Source organism: Cupriavidus sp. UBA2010, assembly GCF_002335265.1.
Taxonomy (GTDB): Bacteria; Pseudomonadota; Gammaproteobacteria; order Burkholderiales; family Burkholderiaceae; genus Cupriavidus; species Cupriavidus metallidurans.
Window position 1 is genome coordinate 190,123 of record NZ_DDCI01000013.1, and the last position, 17,186, is coordinate 207,308.

A 17,186-nucleotide genomic window follows, 5' to 3' on the forward strand; every position below is an offset into this window, starting at 1 on the left:
GATGGAAATAATGGGTGGGGCGGTTCACGGCGGCGGACGCTGGGGCTACACTCAGCGTTCCGCTTGAAAAAACGAGACACCCATGCAGGCCGAGTACGACAGCAACAACATCTTCGCGCGCATCCTGCGCGGCGAACTCCCGTGCTTCAAGGTTTATGAAGACGCGGACACGATTGCGTTCATGGACATCATGCCGCAATCAGACGGTCACACACTCGTTGTGCCGAAGGAGCAGGCCGTCGACGTGTTCGGCCTGTCCGAGGCCGGCGCGGCCGCGGCGATCCGCGCGACGCAGATCGTCGCGCGTGGCGTGCGCGAGGCCTTTCAGCCCGATGGCGTGGTGATCAGCCAGTTCAATGGCGCAGCGGCCGGCCAGACCGTGCCGCACATCCACTTCCATATCGTGCCGCGCTACGTGGACCAGCCGCTGCGCGGCCATGCACGCCAGCAACAGGACATGGCCGTGCTCAAGCAGCATGCCGAGCGCGTCATTGCCGCGCTGGCGAAGCTCAAGGGCTGAGCGCGCCTGGAAATACGAATCTCCAAACAACTGGAAACTGAAGGAAGGAAGACAGACATGGCAATCAAGACAGTGGGCATCGTTGGTGCCGGCACGATGGGTAACGGCATTGCGCAGGCCTGCGCGGTGGTCGGCATCGACGTGGTGATGATCGACATCAGCGACGCCGCCGTCCAGAAGGGCATCGCCACCGTGGCGGGCAGCCTCGACCGCCTGATCAAGAAGGAAAAGGCCACCGAGGCGGACAAGGCCGCGGCGCTGGCACGTATCCACGGCAGCACGTCGTACGAGGATCTGAAGCGCGCCGACATCGTGATCGAGGCGGCCACCGAAAACTTCGACCTGAAGGTCAAGATCCTGAAGCAGATCGACGGCATCGTCGGCCCCGACGTGATCGTCGCGTCGAACACCTCGTCGATCTCGATCACCAAGCTGGCCGCCGTGACGTCGCGCGCGGACCGCTTCATCGGCATGCACTTTTTCAACCCGGTGCCGATGATGGCGCTGGTCGAACTGATTCGTGGCCTGCAGACCAGCGATGCCGCGCACGCCGACGTCGAGGACCTCGCCAAGCGTCTGGGCAAGTACCCGATCACGGTCAAGAACAGCCCGGGCTTCGTGGTCAACCGCATTCTCTGCCCGATGATCAACGAAGCGTTCTGCGTGCTTGGTGAAGGCCTGGCCTCGCCCGAGGAAATCGACGAAGGCATGAAGCTCGGCTGCAATCATCCGATCGGCCCGCTGGCGCTGGCCGACATGATCGGCCTGGACACGATGCTTGCCGTTATGGAAGTGCTCTACACCGAGTTCGCCGATCCGAAGTACCGTCCGGCCATGCTGATGCGCGAAATGGTGGCCGCAGGCTATCTGGGCCGCAAGACCGGCCGTGGCGTGTACGTGTACAGCAAGTAAGTCTCAGGCGCGCGTTGCGCGCTGATCCGGCCCCTTCCGCCACGGCGAGAAGGGGCCGCGAATAACGATGAGCCAATAGTTTGCCACACGTCAATTGTTCGCGAATGTTGGGTCGCACTGGGAAGTAGCATCGCTGCACATGTACTCGATGTGGTGGTGATGATGGTAACGAGGCGCGAGATTTTGATAGCCATTCCCGCAATGGGTGTGGCGGCAGCCACCGGCTGCCATGCAACGGAACCGGGGGACTCGCTGCGTTCCGACTTCAAGGACCCCGATATCACGGATCCGCTGGAGGATCTCAAGGCGGTGCTTCAGGTGCTGCTTGGCGAGATTCCGATTGTCGGCTCGTCCGCCTCGGCATTGCTGGGTTTGCTCTGGCCCTGGAATCGAGATGTCTGGGACGATATCCGCGGGCGCGTGGAAGCGTTGATCAACCAGAAGATCGAGGAGGCCGTCTTCAGTCTTCTCAAGCAGAAGCTCAACGGTATCGCCGATACGCTCAAGCTCTACGTATCGGCCGCCTCGACGGGCGACACGCAGAACATGATGATGCAATTCGTCGCGACCAATACGTCGATGGTCGCCGCTTCGCGGGAATTCCGTAATCCCGATTTCCAGTGGAAAATCGCGCCGCTTTTCGCGGTATTCGCGCAATTACATATGGTGCTGTTGCGTGACGTCGCCCTGAACGGCAAGGACTGGAGCTGGAACGCGAAGGTCTATGAGAGCTATGTCAAGCTGGCCACCGACACAGCGCAGGACTATGGTCAGTATCTCGACGATGTGGCGCAGGCCGAGCGCAAACGACTAGCCGAGCAAGCGCCGACGAGTCCCGGCCAGCATCGCACGAACATCCACAATTACTGGCAACCGTTCGCGTGGCAACGCATCACGCTGTTGTCGGACTTCCGCGTACTCGTGGCGGCGATGGACCCGGTGACGCATCCAGGCCCCGTGCATGACCTGCCGTACGAAGATGTGTACAGCAAAGCGTATGGTACGGCCGACAATTGGGACAATACCGCTCGGGGTTGGGCCGATGGCGTGACCACGCCGTTCGCGCGGCCACTCGCCAATCCTTCGAGCATCTACATTGAATACTTCAACGGCACGCCGCGTGTCGTGGATGTGCGTTACCCGTCGGCGATGGGGCCGACGGTGTTCGGCGGCAGGCGCACCGACGTCGTTGGCATCATTGCCAATCGCGCTCCCGGCGTGGAGACGCGTACCGTGACCATTCCCGCCCCGGTGGGCGGAGCGCGCTTCAACATCGTTGGCGCATCGATACGCAGCGGCAGTATCCCGCTGACGCTGGTGCTCAAGCTAGACGACGGCACGTCGTTGACATTGTGGAATCGCACGGACCTGCGTGCGCCGATGGAGGATGTGCCGGTACCGTCCGGGCGCAAGCTCACGACGCTGACGATGTGGACGCGCAGCCGGTTCTACCAAAACGATCTCGGTTGTCTGGTGATTGGCTTCAGCCGCGATCCCGACGATGTGCCGCAACGCACACGCGATCTGCTCTATATCACGTCGACCGGCGAGGACCTCAACACACGGCTGCTGCGCAGTAGCGGCATCTCGCGGAGGCTGCAGGAGCAGCGCGACGCGTACTGGAATTGGCTGCGCAGCGCACGCTGATCGTCATTCCCCATACTGCCGCAGTCCCTCCAGATCGAGTGCTTCGATCACACCATAATCCACGCGTACCAGCCCCTGCTGTTCCAGCACCTTGAGGGCCTGGTTCGCGCGCTGACGCGAGATGCCGGCGAGCAGTCCGATCTCTTCCTGCGAGATTTCGAGCGTGGTGCCAATGCCGGGATAGAGGCTCTCATTGAACAGCGACGACACGGCGCGCGCCACGCGCGAATCGATGTCGAGCAGCCGTTCGTATTCGACCGCCGCGATGAACTGGCCAAGCCGGTCATTGAGTTGCATCAGCAGAAATCGCGTGAACGGCAGGCTGGTATCCAGCAACCACTGAAAAGTCTCGATGGGAATGAAGGCGATGCGTGACCGGCGCAGCGCCATGACGTCGTATTTGCGGATCTCGTGCTTGAGCACCGCGCCTTCGCCAAACCATCCGCCCGTGGGCACGCCCGTGAACGTGACCGACTTGCCCGACGGCGAGACAGTTGTGATCTTGACCACGCCCTCCACGACGCCGAGCCAGTGCTCGGCCATCTCGCCCTTGTGGCAGACATACTCGCCCTGGCTGTACTCGCGCACCGCAGTCACACGTTTGACACGCGCGCGCTGTTCGGGGCTCAGGTTGATGGCCCAGGCGCATCGGTCGATGAAGTCGTTGTTGGTGGCGGTCATCTCAATCGTAGGGATTAACCCGGAATTGTCATCGGCGTGACAACCCCGGGGGATGGCATCGGCTATCTTACGATCACGCGGAACCGGCCTTTGCCAGCACATTCAGATGCGATCGAACTAACAGGCAAGGCAGGCATGATGCAGTGCGGCAGCGCCGCATGTGACGTGCCCAGTATAACGACCGGTCTAGGGGCTTGATACCCGGCGTGGCCCGTAGGGAACCAACCCTGCGTCCGATGGTGGAGAGGAGACAGCGATGCAGGAATCGTCGGCAACGACCTTCCCGCGATGCCTGCTGGCGCACGCCACGCAGCGGCCCGATCATCCGGCCTATCGCGAGAAGGATCTCGGTATCTGGCAGACATATGGCTGGGCGCAGACCGCGAACGAGGTAAGGGCACTCGCCTGTGGGCTCGCGGCGCTGGGCTTCCGGCGCGGCATGAACCTGGCCGTGGTCGGTGATAACCGTCCGCGTCTGTACTGGGCCATGACCGCCGCCCAGGCGCTGGGAGGCATTCCGGTGCCGCTGTACCAGGACGCGATCGCCAACGAGATGATCTATGTGCTCGACGATGCGGAGATCGAGTTCGCGATCGTCGAGGACCAGGAACAGGTCGACAAGCTGCTCGAAGTGGAATCGCAGCTCGCCGCGCGAGGCCGCGCGGTACGCCACCTGATCTACGAAGACCCACGCGGACTGCGCGATTACGATCACCCGTCGCTGCTTTCGTACGAACGCGTGCAGGAGATCGGCCGCGAGTTCGACCGCGCGAACCCCGGATTCTTTGACGCGGCAGTGCAGGCCGGCGCGCCGGAAGACACGGCCATCATCCTCTATACATCCGGCACCACTGGCAAACCGAAGGGCGTATGCCACTCGCATGCGGGCCTGATTGGCTCGGCCCGTAACGGCTGCCAGTTCGATGGCCTTGGTGCCGATGACGACGTGCTGTCGTACCTGCCGATGGCCTGGGTAGGCGACAACCTGTTCTCGTACGCGCAGGCGCTGGTGGCAGGCTTCACAGTGAACTGCCCGGAGTCTCGCGAGACCGTGATGACAGATCTGCGCGAGATCGGCCCGACTTACTACTTCGCACCGCCGCGCATCTATGAAGGGCTGCTGACGCAGGTCATGATTCGCATGGAGGACGCGGGCTGGGTCAAGCGCCGCCTCTTTCAATGGGCGATGAACGTGGCGCGCCGTTGCGGCGCGGACATCCTCGACAAGCGGCCGGTAGCGACGCTGGATCGTCTGCGCTACGCGCTGGGTGAAGCGCTGATCTACGGCCCGCTTCGCAACGTGCTTGGCATGAGCCGCATCCGCGTGGGCTACACGGCAGGCGAGGCGATTGGTCCGGACCTGTTCCGCTTCTATCGCTCGATCGGCATCAATCTGAAGCAGTTCTACGGCCAGACCGAAACCTGCGCGTACGTCTGCCTGCAGCCGGACGGACAGGTCAAGTTCGATACGGTGGGACCGGCCGCCCCAGGCATGGAGATCCGCATCGCCGAGAACGGCGAAGTGCTGGTGCGCGGCGTGGGGCTGCTCAAGAACTACTACAAGCGCGACGACGCCACACGCGAGGCGATCAATGACGAGGGCTACTTCCTGACTGGCGACGCCGGCGTGATCGATGCCGACGGGCACCTCAAGATCATCGACCGGGCCAAGGACGTGGGCAAGCTGGCCGATGGCTCGATGTTCGCGCCCAAGTACATCGAAAACAAGCTCAAGTTCTTCCCGTACATCAAGGAAGCGGTGGCCTTCGGTACCGACCGCGACCGGGTCTGCGCGTTTATCAATATCGACTTCGACGCCGTGGGCAACTGGGCCGAGCGCCGCCATCTGCCCTATGCGGGCTACGTCGACCTGGCTGCCCAGCCCGACGTGATCGCGATGATCGCCGAATGCGTCGAGCAGGTGAACGCCGATCTGGCCGCCGATGCGATGCTGGCTGGGTCGCAGATCGCACGCTTCCTGATCCTGCATAAGGAACTCGATCCGGACGACGACGAACTCACGCGCACGCGCAAGGTGCGGCGCGGCTTCATCGCGGAGAAGTACGGCGTGCTGGTCGAGGCGCTCTATGCGGGCAAGCCCGAGCAGTTCATCGAGACGCGCGTGAAGTTCGAGGATGGGCGCGAGGGCAGCGTGTCGGCCACGCTGAAGCTGGTGGATGTGAAGCGCTTCCCGCCCGTAGGCGGCGCGCGCGCGGCGTGAGCACGGAGGGTATGGCATGACGGTCACCCAGACAGCGTGGCAAGGCGGCATGGCCCGCGTGGACGCCACAGGCACGTTGGTGCCGCCGGGCGCGATTGCTCCGGCCGGGCACGTGGAGGGCACGCACGGCGACAGCCCGCGGCCCGACAGTGCGCGCGAGCCAGAATCGACGTCCCACGTCCGCACGCGCGGCGACGTGATTCTCGATCTGCAGAACATTTCGCTGTCGTTCGGCGGCGTGAAGGCGCTGACCGATATCTCGTTCGACGTCTGCGAGCACGAGATCCGCGCAATCATCGGCCCGAACGGCGCGGGCAAGAGCTCGATGCTGAACGTGATCAACGGCGTCTATCACCCGCAGCAGGGCCGCATCGTGTTTCGTGGGCAGGAGCGTCGCCAGATGCATCCCACGGCAGCGGCGCGGCAGGGCATCGCCCGGACGTTCCAGAACATCGCGCTGTTCAAGGGCATGACCGTGCTGGACAACATCATGACCGGCCGCAACACGCAGTTCCGCACGGGCGTGTTCGCGCACGCGCTGTGGTGGGGGCCGGCACGCGCCGAGGAGATGCGTCATCGCCGCAAGGTCGAGGAGGTGATCGACTTTCTCGAAATCCAGGCGATCCGCAAGACACCGGTCGGCAGGCTGCCTTACGGCCTGCAGAAGCGCGTGGAGCTGGCGCGCGCGCTGGCCGCGGAACCGTCGATGCTGCTGCTCGATGAACCGATGGCGGGCATGAACGTGGAAGAGAAGCAGGACATGTGCCGTTTCATCCTGGACGTGAACCATCAGTTCGGCACCACCATTGTGCTGATCGAGCACGACATGGGCGTGGTGATGGATATCTCCGACCGCGTGGTGGTGCTCGACTACGGCAAGAAAATCGGTGACGGCACGCCCGATGAGGTCAAGTCGAACCCGGACGTGATTCGCGCATATCTCGGCACGGCGCACTGAGCGCCCCGGGGTCATAGAGAGCATTGAGAGGATAGCGGCGATGAGTTTCTTCTTCGAAATCCTGATCGGCGGCTTGCTGTCAGGACTGATGTACTCGCTCGTGGCACTGGGCTTCGTGCTGATCTACAAGGCGTCCGGCGTGTTCAACTTCGCGCAGGGCGCGATGGTCTACTTCGCCGCGCTTGCCGTGGTCGGGTTGATGGACAAGGGGCTGCCGATGTGGGCCGCCGTGATCGGCGCGTTCATCGTCATGATCATCGTCGGCATGAGCACCGAGCGCTTCGTGCTGCGCAAGCTGGTCAACCAGCCGCCAATCACGCTGTTCATGGCCACGATCGGGCTGTCGTTCTTCCTGGAGGGGCTGGGGCCGCTGCTTTTCGGCAACGAGGTGCGGCCGATCCAGCTCGGCATCGTCGACGAGCCGATCGAATCGATCCTGACGCGCTTCAACATCGTCGTGTCGAAGTTCGATCTGGCCGCCGCGCTGATCGCGGCAGTGCTGGTGGGGGGGCTGGCGCTGTTCTTCCAGTACACCAAGGTCGGCCGCGCGCTGCGCGCGGTGGCGGATGACCATCAGGCCGCGCTTTCGCTCGGGATTCCGCTGCAGAACATCTGGGCCATCGTCTGGGGCGTGGCCGGATTCGTGGCGCTGGTGGCCGGCATGTTGTGGGGCTCGCGCAATGGTGTGCAGTTCGCGCTGACGCTGACCGCGCTCAAGGCGCTGCCGGTGCTGATTCTCGGGGGTTTCACGTCGGTGCCCGGCGCGATCGTGGGCGGGCTGATCATTGGCGCATCGGAGAAGCTGGCCGAGATCTACATCCCGCCGGTGTTCCAGTCGGTGTTCGGCGGCAATTTCGGGGGGATCGAAGGCTGGTTCCCGTATGTGTTCGCGTTGCTGTTTCTGCTCGTACGGCCAGAGGGGCTGTTCGGCGAGAAGCACATCGACCGCGTCTGACGGAGAACCGACATGCTTTATCGCGAATCCGGACAGTTCAAGACCAGCTACGTTGCCGACAGCCAGATTTTCCCGATCCGGCAGGACCGCATTTTCTTTGCCCTGCTGATGGCGGTGGCGTTCGTGGCGATTCCGTTCGTCGGCACCGAATACTGGCTCAGCGCCATCCTGACGCCGTTCCTGATCTTCTCGCTGGCGGCGCTTGGACTCAACATTCTCACCGGCTACGCTGGCCAGCTCTCGCTCGGCACGGCTGCATTCATGGCGGTGGGCGCGTACGCGGCCTACAACTTCCAGCTTCGGATCGAAGGCATTCCGGTGCTGCTGACGTTCATCCTGGCCGGCGCGTCGGCGGCGGTGGTGGGGGTGGCGTTCGGGCTGCCGTCGCTGCGCATCAAGGGCTTCTACCTGGCGGTGGCCACGCTGGCCGCGCAGTTCTTCGTGGTGTGGGCGCTGACCAAGTTTCCCTGGTTGTCGAACAACAGTTCCTCGGGCGTGATCACGGCGCAGCGGCTCGACCTGTTTGGCGTGGCGATCGACACCCCGGTGAAGAAGTATCTGTTTGTGCTGGGCATCGTCACCGTGCTGGCGCTGATCGCCAAGAACCTGGTGCGCTCGGCCACGGGCCGCGCGTGGATGGCGGTGCGCGACATGGACGTGGCGGCCGAGGTGATTGGCATCCCGCTGATGCGCACCAAGCTGTTGGCGTTCGCAGTCAGTTCCTTCTATTGCGGCGTGGCCGGCGCGCTGTATGCGTTCTGCTATCTCGGCTCGGTGGAGCCAGACGGCTTCTCGCTCGATCTGTCGTTCCGCATCCTGTTCATGATCATCATCGGCGGCGTAGGCAGCATCCTGGGCTCGTTCCTGGGCGCCGCATTCATCCTGCTGCTGCCGATCTTTCTCGACAACGTGCTGCCCGCGCTGGCGTCGTCGCTGCACCTGCCGTTCACGAACGCCACGGTGTCGCATATCCAGCTCATGGTGTTCGGCGGGTTGATTATCTTCTTCCTGATCGTCGAGCCGCATGGCCTGGCTCGCCTCTGGCAGATCGCCAAGGAGAAGCTGCGCCTGTGGCCGTTCCCGCACTAGTCCCGTGCCCCCGTATTTCATGTCGTTCCCATAACAACGCCCGATCGAGGTGAAGGAGACTGTGATGACAACCGTGTTTCGCAACGCGCAGCGCGCCGCCCTTGTGGTCAGCGTCGCGGCTGCCATGCTGGTACCGGCCTTGCCGGCGCTGGCGCAAACCAATGATCAGTTCGTCGCGCTGCCGAGCTACCGTGTTGGCCCGTACGGCGCCAACGGCCAGTCGTTCTATGGCGGCTTCGTGGACTACCTGAACTACGTCAATCTCAAGGAGGGTGGCGTCAACGGCGTCAAGCTGAGCTGGGAAGAGTGCGAGACCGAGTACAACAACGCCAAGGGCGTGGAGTGCTACGAGCGCCTGAAGGCCAAGAGCAGTGCGAGCAAGGGCACCGCCTATCACACGATGTCCACGGGTATCTCGTACGCGCTGGTCGACAAGACCGCCGCCGACAAGGTGCCGCTGGTGATGATGGGCTACGGACGTACCGATGCCGTGGATGGCTCGGTCTTCCCATATGCGTTTCCGCTGGTGACGACGTACCAGATGCAGGTATCGGCCATCGTCAAGTTCCTGACGTCGAAGAACGGCGGATCGCTGGCCGGCAAGAAGATCGTCTACCTGTATCACGATTCGGCCTACGGCAAGGAGCCGATCGTCGCGCTTGAGGCCGAAGCCAAGCTCGGCAAGTTCAACCTGGTCGAGATTCCCGTGGCGCACCCGGGCAACGAGCAGGGCGCGCAGTGGCTCAAGATCCGCCAGGAGAATCCTGACTACGTGATCTTCTGGGGCTGGGGCGTGATGAACCAGACCGCGCTGAAGGCCGCGCAGAAGGTCGGCTACTCGCGCGACAAGATGATCGGGTCGTGGTGGGCCGGGTCCGAGGAGGACACGGTACCGGCTGGCGAGGCTGCCAAAGGCTATATGAGCGCCACTTGGAACGTGGCTGGCAAGAACGTGCCGCTGATCGCCGATATCGAGAAGGTGGTCTACGGCGCTGGCAAGGGCAACATGCAGGATCGCAACAAGGTTGGCTCGGTGCTCTATAACCGCGGCGTGTCGGCGGCCGTGGTGACCGTCGAAGCCATCCGCGGGGCGCAGGCGAAGTTCGGCAAGGGCAAGGTGATGAACGGCGACGAAATGCGCTGGGCCTTTGAGAACCTGAACCTGACCAGCGCGCGGTTGCAGCAGGTTGGCGCCACCGGGCTGCTGCCGGAGATCAAGACGAGTTGCGACAACCACGAGGGCTCCGGCAAGGTGAAGATCCAGCAGTGGGACGGCGCCAAGTGGGTGGTGGTGTCCGACTGGATCGAAGGCAACAAGAGCCTGATTCACCCGTTGTTCAAGGCCACGGCGGCGCAGTACGCGAAGGAGAAGGGCATCACGCCGGCTTGCATGAAGTCATAGGCGTTGTCTTTCCCCCGCTCCTACTCGTTGGGGGCGGGGAGCAAAACGATCTGGGATGCGGACATGACCCTTCTATCCGTCAATAACATCGAAGTCATCTACGACCATGTGATCCTCGTGCTCAAGGGCGTGTCGCTCGAAGTGCCTGAGGGTCGCATCGTGGCGTTGCTGGGCGCCAATGGCGCGGGCAAGACCACCACGCTCAAGGCGATCTCGAATCTGCTGCATGCGGAGCGTGGCGATGTCACCAAGGGCTCGATCGAATATCGCGGGCAGCGCGTGGACCAGCTCACGCCAAACGATCTGGTCAAACGCGGCGTGATCCAGGTCATGGAGGGGCGCCACTGCTTCGCGCACCTGACGATCGAGGAGAACCTGCTGACGGGCGCCTATACCCGTGGGCTGTCGCGCGGCCAGACGCGCGATGAACTCGAGAAGATCTACGCGTACTTTCCGCGCCTGAAGACGCGCCGCAAATCGCAGGCGGGCTATACGTCCGGCGGCGAGCAGCAGATGTGCGCGATCGGGCGGGCCATGATGGCCAAGCCGGCGATGATCCTGCTCGACGAGCCGTCGATGGGCCTGGCGCCGCAGATCGTCGAGGAGATCTTCGAAATCGTGCGCGACCTGAATACCCGCGAGCGCGTCAGCTTTCTGCTGGCCGAGCAGAACACGATGGTGGCGCTGCGCCATGCCGACTACGGCTACATCCTCGAGAACGGCCGCGTGGTGATGGATGGCGATGCGGAATCGCTGCGCACCAACGAGGACGTCAAGGAGTTCTACCTGGGCGTGGCCGCCAACGATGCGGATGGTGCCGCGCGCAAATCGTTCCGCGATGTGAAGAGCTACCGCCGCCGCAAGCGCTGGCTGGCGTGAACACAAGACAGACCATGGCTGCTGATCCTGTTGAATATTTCGATGCACTCGAGACACGCAACCCGGCCGAACGCGAGGCGGCGCTGTTTGCCGCCCTGGTGCGGCAGATTGCCCATGCGCAGTCGCGCGCGGCTTACTTCGCGGAGATACTCTGCGACATCGACGCGCGCGACATCACGTCGCGTGCCGCGCTGGCGACGCTGCCGGTCACACGCAAGTCTGAAATGACCATGCAGCAGGGTATCGCGCCCCCGTTGGGCGGCCTGAACGCGACCCCGCTGCGCGATCTGCGGCATGTGTTCCAGTCGCCGGGCCCGATCCACGAGCCCGACGGTCATGGACCAGACTGGTGGCGCACGGCGCGCGCCATGTTCGCCGCCGGCTTCCGTGAGGGCGATCTGGTCTACAACACGTTCTCATACCACTTCACGCCGGCCGGCATGATGATGGAGTCGGGTGCGCATCGGCTTGGATGCTGCGTGTTTCCGGCCGGCGTCGGGCAGACCGAGTCCCAGGTGCAGGCGATGGCCAGTCTGCAGCCTTCCGCCTACGCGGGCACACCGTCGTTCCTGAAGCTGCTGATCGAGCGGGGCGAGGAGATGGGCATGGCGTGCTCCAGCATTTCCAAGGCGCTGGTCAGTGGCGAGGCCTGTCCGCCCGCGCTGCGTGCCTGGCTGCAGGACCACGGCATCACCGCGCGGCAGATGTACGGCACCGCCGATCTCGGCCTGATCGCCTATGAGACCGAAGGCGGTGATGGCTGGGTGGTCGACGAGGGCGTGTTGGTCGAGATCGTCGAGCCGGGCGGCACGGAGCCGATGCCGGAAGGCGAAGTCGGCGAGGTCGTGGTGACGGTGCTCGGCAATGGCGACTACCCGTTGATCCGCTTTGGCACGGGTGACCTGTCGGCGATCGTGGCCGATTCATCGCATCGGGCAAGCCCGTGCGGCCGGACCAATATCCGGCTCAAGGGATGGCTCGGGCGCGCGGACCAGGCCACCAAGGTCAAGGGGATGTTCGTACACCCGGGGCAGGTGGGCGATGTCGTTCGGCGTCATGCGGAGATTCGCGCGGCGCGGCTGATCGTGACAGGCACGGTTGGCGCCGATGTGATGACGCTGCATTGCGACGTCACGCGCGAAGACGAGGCGCTGGCGGGGGCCATCCGTGAATCCATGCGCGAAGTCCTGCGGCTGCGTGGCGAAGTCCGCTTCGTGCCGGCAGGATCGCTGCCGCAGGATGGCAAGGTGATCGAGGATGCGCGTAGTTACGACTGACTACGACTGACGTGTGCCGACCCGCGCGGCCGCCTGATCCGCACGCCGGATCATTCCGGCTGCGCGTTGCTGCTCCGCGCATGGCCACCGCGAGGCCGCGTGGGCAGGCGCACCATCCACACGGTGGTTCCCAGCGCGATCGCGATCAGCGTGATCGACGCCACCGGCCGTTCGCGCATCATCCATGCCGTGATGGTCATCGAAGGCCACATCATCGATAACGCCAGGCATTTGGCCCGAAACGGGATGCTGCGGTGGGTCTGCCAGTCGTGCACGAGCGGGCCGAAGCGGTGATGTGCGAGCAGCCAGCGATGAAAGCGCTCCGAGCCACGCGCAAAGCACGCGGCTGCCAGCAGGACGAACGGCGTGGTGGGAAGGACTGGCAGGAAGATGCCGATGACCCCGAGCGCGAGGCTCAGGGTGCCGCAAGTGACCCAGAACGCGCGAATGGCGCGTTCGCGGTGCGTTAGCGTGGTCTGGCGTTCGGGGTCGTCTGGTTGCAACTGGAGAAATGCGGCTAGCGCGCCAAGGGCGGAAACGCCCTTATGCTACCAGCCCCAGGCGGGCGCGCGCGGCGTCGTACTCGCTCTTCATGCGTGCCACGATCTCACCGGCGGTGGGGATGTCTTCGATCTGGCCCACGCCCTGACCGGCGCCCCAGATGTCCTTCCATGCCTTGGCCTTCGAGCTGCCGCTGGAGAAGTCCATCTTGCTCTTGTCGGCCACGGGCAGGTTCTCCGGATCGAGCCCCGAATTGACAATGCTCTCGCGGATGTAGTTGCCGTGCACGCCCGTGAACAGGTTCGTGTAGATGATGTCCGACGCGGCCGAACTGGTGATCGACTGCTTGTACTCGAGCGCTGCATGCGCCTCTTGCGATGCGATGAAGCGTGTGCCCACGTAGGCGAAATCCGCGCCCATGGCCTGCGCGGCCAGCACGGCTTCACCGGTGGCGATGGAGCCGGACAGCGCGATCGGGCCGTCGAAGAACTTGCGCACTTCGCCCACCAGCGCGAACGGCGATAGCGTGCCGGCATGGCCGCCCGCGCCGGCCGCCACCAGGATCAGGCCGTCAACGCCGGCCTCGATCGCTTTTTCGGCGTGGCGAATGTTGATGACGTCGTGCAGCACGATGCCGCCGTAGCTGTGCACGGCGTCGATCATTTCCTTGGGCGGGGCGCGCAGCGACGTGATGAAGATCGGCACCTTGTGTTCGACGCAGACCTTCACGTCATGCTCGAGGCGCGCGTTCGAGGCGTGCACGATCTGGTTGACCGCGATCGGGCCCACCGGCTTGCCGGGATTCGCCGCCTTGAAGTTGGCCAGTTCCGCCTGGATCTGGGTCAGCCATTCATCGAGCAGTTCGGCGGGGCGCGCGTTTAGCGCGGGGAACGAGCCGACGATGCCGGCCTTGCACTGCGCCAGCACCAGTTCCGGATAGCTGACGATGAACATTGGCGACGCGATAACGGGCAGGGCCAGGTTTTGCAGCACTGGCGGAATAAGCTTGGCGGCAGGCATGAAGTCTCCTCACATCCGTGTTATGGAACGATCGTTCGATTATAGGGAGTTTCGGGTAGCGTGGCGCCGGGCTAGAGGGCGCAGTCTATGCGCTCGCCTTGGGTCTGGAATCCAAATACTGACGATTGTCCCCTGCGCGGTTGGGGCGCGAAACCTTGCCTGCTTGCTGAAAGCCACGACGAGTCGTGAGTTAGCGCAGAGCCAAAAAAAAGGCCCCGCTGGGTTAGCGGGGCGATTACCACGAAGACTGATAAGAAGAGACGGTCAGACACCTGCCAATGCCTTACCGTGAGACGAATCTTAGTAGCTGTTTGTGACCGCAAGAAGTCAGGCCGAGGACAATTCCGGAAAACCCTGAGTTTGGCCTTTCCGGGCGATTTTCGGCCCGTCCCCTGACTCCGGTCAGATCTTCTCGAGCAGCAGACCCTTCAGATATTCGCCTTCCGGGAAGGCCGCCGACATCGGATGGTCCGTGCCGGCCGACAGGCGGCGCAGGATCCGCGCATCCGAGCGCGCATCGGTGGCCGCGCCCGCCACGATCTTCTGGAACAGCTCCATGCTGATCGCACCCGAGCACGAGTACGTGAACAGCAGGCCGCCCGGACGCAGCAACTGCATCCCGACCAGGTTGATTTCCTTGTAAGCGCGGGCCGCACGGTCGATATGCTGTGCCGACGGCGCGAACTTGGGCGGGTCCAGCACGATCAGGTCGAACTGACGGCCCTCGGCGCGGAACTCGCGCAGCGTCTTGAAGACATCCGCGTCGAGCCACGTGGCGCGCGCCGGATCGAAACCGTTCAGCGTCACGTTGCTGGCTGCGATCTTGAGCGCCTCGCCCGACGAATCGATCGACGTCACCGACGTGGCGCCGCCACGCAGCGCCGCCAGCGAGAAGCCGCCGGTGTAGCAGAAGCAGTTCAGCACCTCGCGGCCCTCGGCGAGGTCGCCGACGAGCTTGCGGTTGTCGCGCTGGTCCACGTAGAAGCCGGTCTTGTGGCCGTTGCGCACGTCGACGTGGTAGCGCACGCCGTGCTCGGTCACCGACAGTTCCGGGTCGGGCTCGGCACCGGCCAGCACGCCGGTCACCAGCGGCAGTCCTTCGCGCTGGCGCACCGCCGCGTCAGAACGTTCGTAGACGTTCGGGCAGCCGGTTTCCTTGATCAGCGCCTGCACCAGCGCGTCCTTCCATTGCTCCACGCCCGCGGCGTTGAACTGGCAGACGAGCTGGCCGCGTTCGCCCTGGCCGTAGTAGTCGACGATCAGACCTGGCAGGCGGTCGGATTCGCCGAAGATCAGGCGCACGGCGTTGGTGTCGCGCACCCATTGCTTGCGGTGTGCCAGGGCCGCCGACACGCGGCGCTTGAACATCGCGTGATCGACCGGCTCGTTCTCGTCGAACGTCCAGACACGCGCGCGGATCTGTGATTCGGGGCTGTACGCGCCGCGCGCCAGGAAGCGGCCGTCCGCGCTGCGGATGACCACGGTCGATCCCGGTTCGCAACGGCCTTCGGTAGCGGCGATGCCCGTGGCGTAGACCCACGGATGGCGCCGGAGCAGGGACTTTTCCTTGCCCGGCTTGAGGGTGATGACGTTCATGCGGTTACAGCACCACCTTGACCATCGGATGCCCGGTCAGCGCGCGATACAGCTCGTCGAGCTGCTCGCGGCTCGTGACCCACACGGTCACCGTCAGCCCCAGATAGTTGCCGTTGCGGGACGGACGCATCTCCATCTTGCCGGCGTGGAAGTTCGGGTCGAAGTCCTGGATCAGGGTCACGATCGCTTCGGCGAAGCCATCCTGCATCGCGCCCATGACCTTGATCGGGAAATCGCTCGGGTACTCGATCAGCGACTGTTCCGGCGGAATCTCCCCCGGAATCAGCGGACCGTTGTTCGAATCTGTAGACATCTCGAATCCTTGAACTCTTACTTGCGCTTGAACCAGAGGCGGATCGTATCCCACAGGCGGCCGAAGAAGCCGGCCTCCGGCACTTCCTCGAGCGCCACCACCGGGAATTCCGCCACCTTGTTGGCGCCGTCCATCAGCTTGACGGTGCCCACCTGCTGGCCGGCCGTGATCGGCGCGATCAGCAGTTCCTGGCGCTCCAGCACCGGCTTGAGGCGCGAGCCCGTGCCCTTGGGCACCGTGACGAACGTCTCGTTGGCCACGCCGATCTTGATCGTGCCGGTCTTGCCCTTGTAGATGTCGGGCGTGGCCAGCACCTGGCCCTTGTCGTACAGGCGCAGGGTGTCGAAGAACTGGAAGCCGTAGTTCAGGATCTTCAGGCTTTCCTGTGTGCGGATCTGCTCGGTGGCCGTGCCGATCACGATCGACACCAGTCGGCGCGAGCCGTTGGGCACATTGGCCAGCGGACGCTTTGCCGACGAAATCAGGCAGTAGCCCGCGGACTTCGTGTGGCCGGTCTTCACGCCGTCCACGGTCGGGTCGATGTACAGCAGACGGTTGCGGTTCGGCTGCCTGATCTTGTTATAGGTGAACTCCTTCTGCGAGTACATCGAGTAGTACTCGGGAAAGTCCTTGATCAGGCGCGTGGTCAGGATCGCCAGGTCCACCGCCGTGGTGTAGTGGTTCGGATCGGGCACACCGTCGGTGTTCGTGAAGTGCGTGTTCTTCATGCCCATGCGCTGGGCTTCACGGTTCATCATCACGACGAAGCCTTCTTCCGAGCCGCCCACGGCTTCGGCCAGCGCCAGCGAGGCGTCGTTGCCCGACTGGACGATCAGGCCCAGCAGCAGGTCCTGCACGCTGACCGGCTTGCCGGCTTCGATGAACATGCGCGATTCATCGCTTTTCACCTTGCGCACGATGTCGGTCGGCGTGACGGTCTGATCCAGCGTCAGGCGCTTTTCCTTGAGCGCCTCGAACGCCAGGTAGGCCGTCATCAGCTTGGTCAGCGACGCCGGCTCGATGCGCATATCTGCATTCTGTGACGCCAGCGCCTGGCCGCTCGTCACGTCGTACAGCATCCAGGACTTGGCGGCGACCTGTGGCACCGGCACGCCTTGCGCCATCACGGCTGCGGGCGCGGCGGCGAGTGTTGCCGCAACGATTACGGGAGCAATGGCGGATGCGACGTACGGCGTGACTCTGTTCAGCATGTGT

Annotated in this window: 16 protein-coding genes; 10 read left to right on the top strand and 6 right to left on the bottom strand. The window is 63.8% G+C overall.

Annotated elements, in window-relative coordinates; translation table 11 throughout:
* The first annotated feature begins 82 nt into the window (after positions 1-82).
* The 3 genes from B2246_RS09505 to B2246_RS09515 all read left to right on the top strand — a co-directional run bounded on the left by B2246_RS09505 (position 83) and on the right by B2246_RS09515 (position 3,079).
* On the top strand, positions 83-520 hold the full coding sequence (locus B2246_RS09505) for an HIT family protein (RefSeq protein WP_008641792.1): 438 nt from the start codon (positions 83-85) through the stop codon (positions 518-520).
* Positions 521-577: 57 nt separating this feature from the next.
* Positions 578-1,432, top strand: coding sequence for a 3-hydroxybutyryl-CoA dehydrogenase (locus B2246_RS09510; protein ID WP_008641790.1), 855 nt, complete (start codon positions 578-580; stop codon positions 1,430-1,432).
* A 183-nt stretch (positions 1,433-1,615) separates the two neighbouring features.
* Positions 1,616-3,079: an insecticidal delta-endotoxin Cry8Ea1 family protein gene (locus B2246_RS09515; RefSeq protein WP_286881831.1), complete on the top strand. Its 1,464-nt coding sequence runs from the start codon at positions 1,616-1,618 to the stop codon at positions 3,077-3,079.
* Between the two features lie 3 nt (positions 3,080-3,082).
* On the opposite strand, the gene B2246_RS09520 is transcribed toward B2246_RS09515, so the two are convergent.
* Positions 3,083-3,760 carry a Crp/Fnr family transcriptional regulator gene (locus B2246_RS09520; protein WP_008641787.1) on the bottom strand — a complete coding sequence of 226 codons (678 nt, stop codon included), beginning with the start codon at positions 3,758-3,760 and terminating at the stop codon, positions 3,083-3,085.
* Positions 3,761-4,016: 256 nt separating this feature from the next.
* Here B2246_RS09520 and B2246_RS09525 point away from each other — a divergent pair, with 256 nt between their 5' ends.
* From B2246_RS09525 to B2246_RS09555, 7 genes are all read left to right on the top strand, one after another.
* The gene (locus B2246_RS09525) at positions 4,017-5,981 is read left to right on the top strand and encodes an AMP-binding protein (RefSeq protein ID WP_186425558.1); all 1,965 of its coding nucleotides are present in this window, start codon (positions 4,017-4,019) and stop codon (positions 5,979-5,981) included.
* Positions 5,982-5,997: 16 nt separating this feature from the next.
* The gene (locus B2246_RS09530) at positions 5,998-6,939 is read left to right on the top strand and encodes an ABC transporter ATP-binding protein (protein WP_008641783.1); all 942 of its coding nucleotides are present in this window, start codon (positions 5,998-6,000) and stop codon (positions 6,937-6,939) included.
* Between the two features lie 40 nt (positions 6,940-6,979).
* The gene (locus B2246_RS09535) at positions 6,980-7,894 is read left to right on the top strand and encodes a branched-chain amino acid ABC transporter permease (RefSeq protein WP_008641781.1); all 915 of its coding nucleotides are present in this window, start codon (positions 6,980-6,982) and stop codon (positions 7,892-7,894) included.
* Between the two features lie 12 nt (positions 7,895-7,906).
* A complete protein-coding gene (locus tag B2246_RS09540) occupies positions 7,907-8,983 on the top strand; it encodes a branched-chain amino acid ABC transporter permease (protein WP_011515122.1) in 1,077 nt (358 codons plus the stop codon).
* 64 nt (positions 8,984-9,047) lie between these two features.
* The gene (locus B2246_RS09545) at positions 9,048-10,385 is read left to right on the top strand and encodes an ABC transporter substrate-binding protein (RefSeq protein ID WP_286881829.1); all 1,338 of its coding nucleotides are present in this window, start codon (positions 9,048-9,050) and stop codon (positions 10,383-10,385) included.
* A gap of 63 nt (positions 10,386-10,448) precedes the next feature.
* Positions 10,449-11,264 (top strand): ABC transporter ATP-binding protein, encoded by an 816-nt coding sequence (locus B2246_RS09550; RefSeq protein WP_008641776.1) that lies wholly within the window; start codon positions 10,449-10,451, stop codon positions 11,262-11,264.
* A 14-nt stretch (positions 11,265-11,278) separates the two neighbouring features.
* A complete protein-coding gene (locus B2246_RS09555; protein WP_035881296.1) occupies positions 11,279-12,541 on the top strand; it encodes a phenylacetate--CoA ligase family protein in 1,263 nt (420 codons plus the stop codon).
* A gap of 50 nt (positions 12,542-12,591) precedes the next feature.
* Here B2246_RS09555 and B2246_RS09560 read toward each other — a convergent pair whose 3' ends face one another.
* The 5 genes from B2246_RS09560 to B2246_RS09580 form a co-directional block, all read right to left on the bottom strand.
* Positions 12,592-13,044 (bottom strand): YbaN family protein, encoded by a 453-nt coding sequence (locus B2246_RS09560; protein WP_008641772.1) that lies wholly within the window; start codon positions 13,042-13,044, stop codon positions 12,592-12,594.
* A gap of 40 nt (positions 13,045-13,084) precedes the next feature.
* Complete coding sequence (locus B2246_RS09565) at positions 13,085-14,062, bottom strand: NAD(P)H-dependent flavin oxidoreductase (protein WP_008641770.1); 978 nt, start codon at positions 14,060-14,062, stop codon at positions 13,085-13,087.
* Positions 14,063-14,464: 402 nt separating this feature from the next.
* Positions 14,465-15,658 carry a class I SAM-dependent rRNA methyltransferase gene (locus B2246_RS09570; RefSeq protein WP_008641768.1) on the bottom strand — a complete coding sequence of 398 codons (1,194 nt, stop codon included), beginning with the start codon at positions 15,656-15,658 and terminating at the stop codon, positions 14,465-14,467.
* A 4-nt stretch (positions 15,659-15,662) separates the two neighbouring features.
* Entirely contained in the window at positions 15,663-15,971 is a 309-nt protein-coding gene (locus B2246_RS09575; protein WP_008641766.1) for a YbeD family protein, read from the bottom strand.
* A gap of 17 nt (positions 15,972-15,988) precedes the next feature.
* A complete protein-coding gene (locus B2246_RS09580; RefSeq protein ID WP_008641765.1) occupies positions 15,989-17,182 on the bottom strand; it encodes a D-alanyl-D-alanine carboxypeptidase family protein in 1,194 nt (397 codons plus the stop codon).
* Positions 17,183-17,186: the final 4 nt, after the last annotated feature.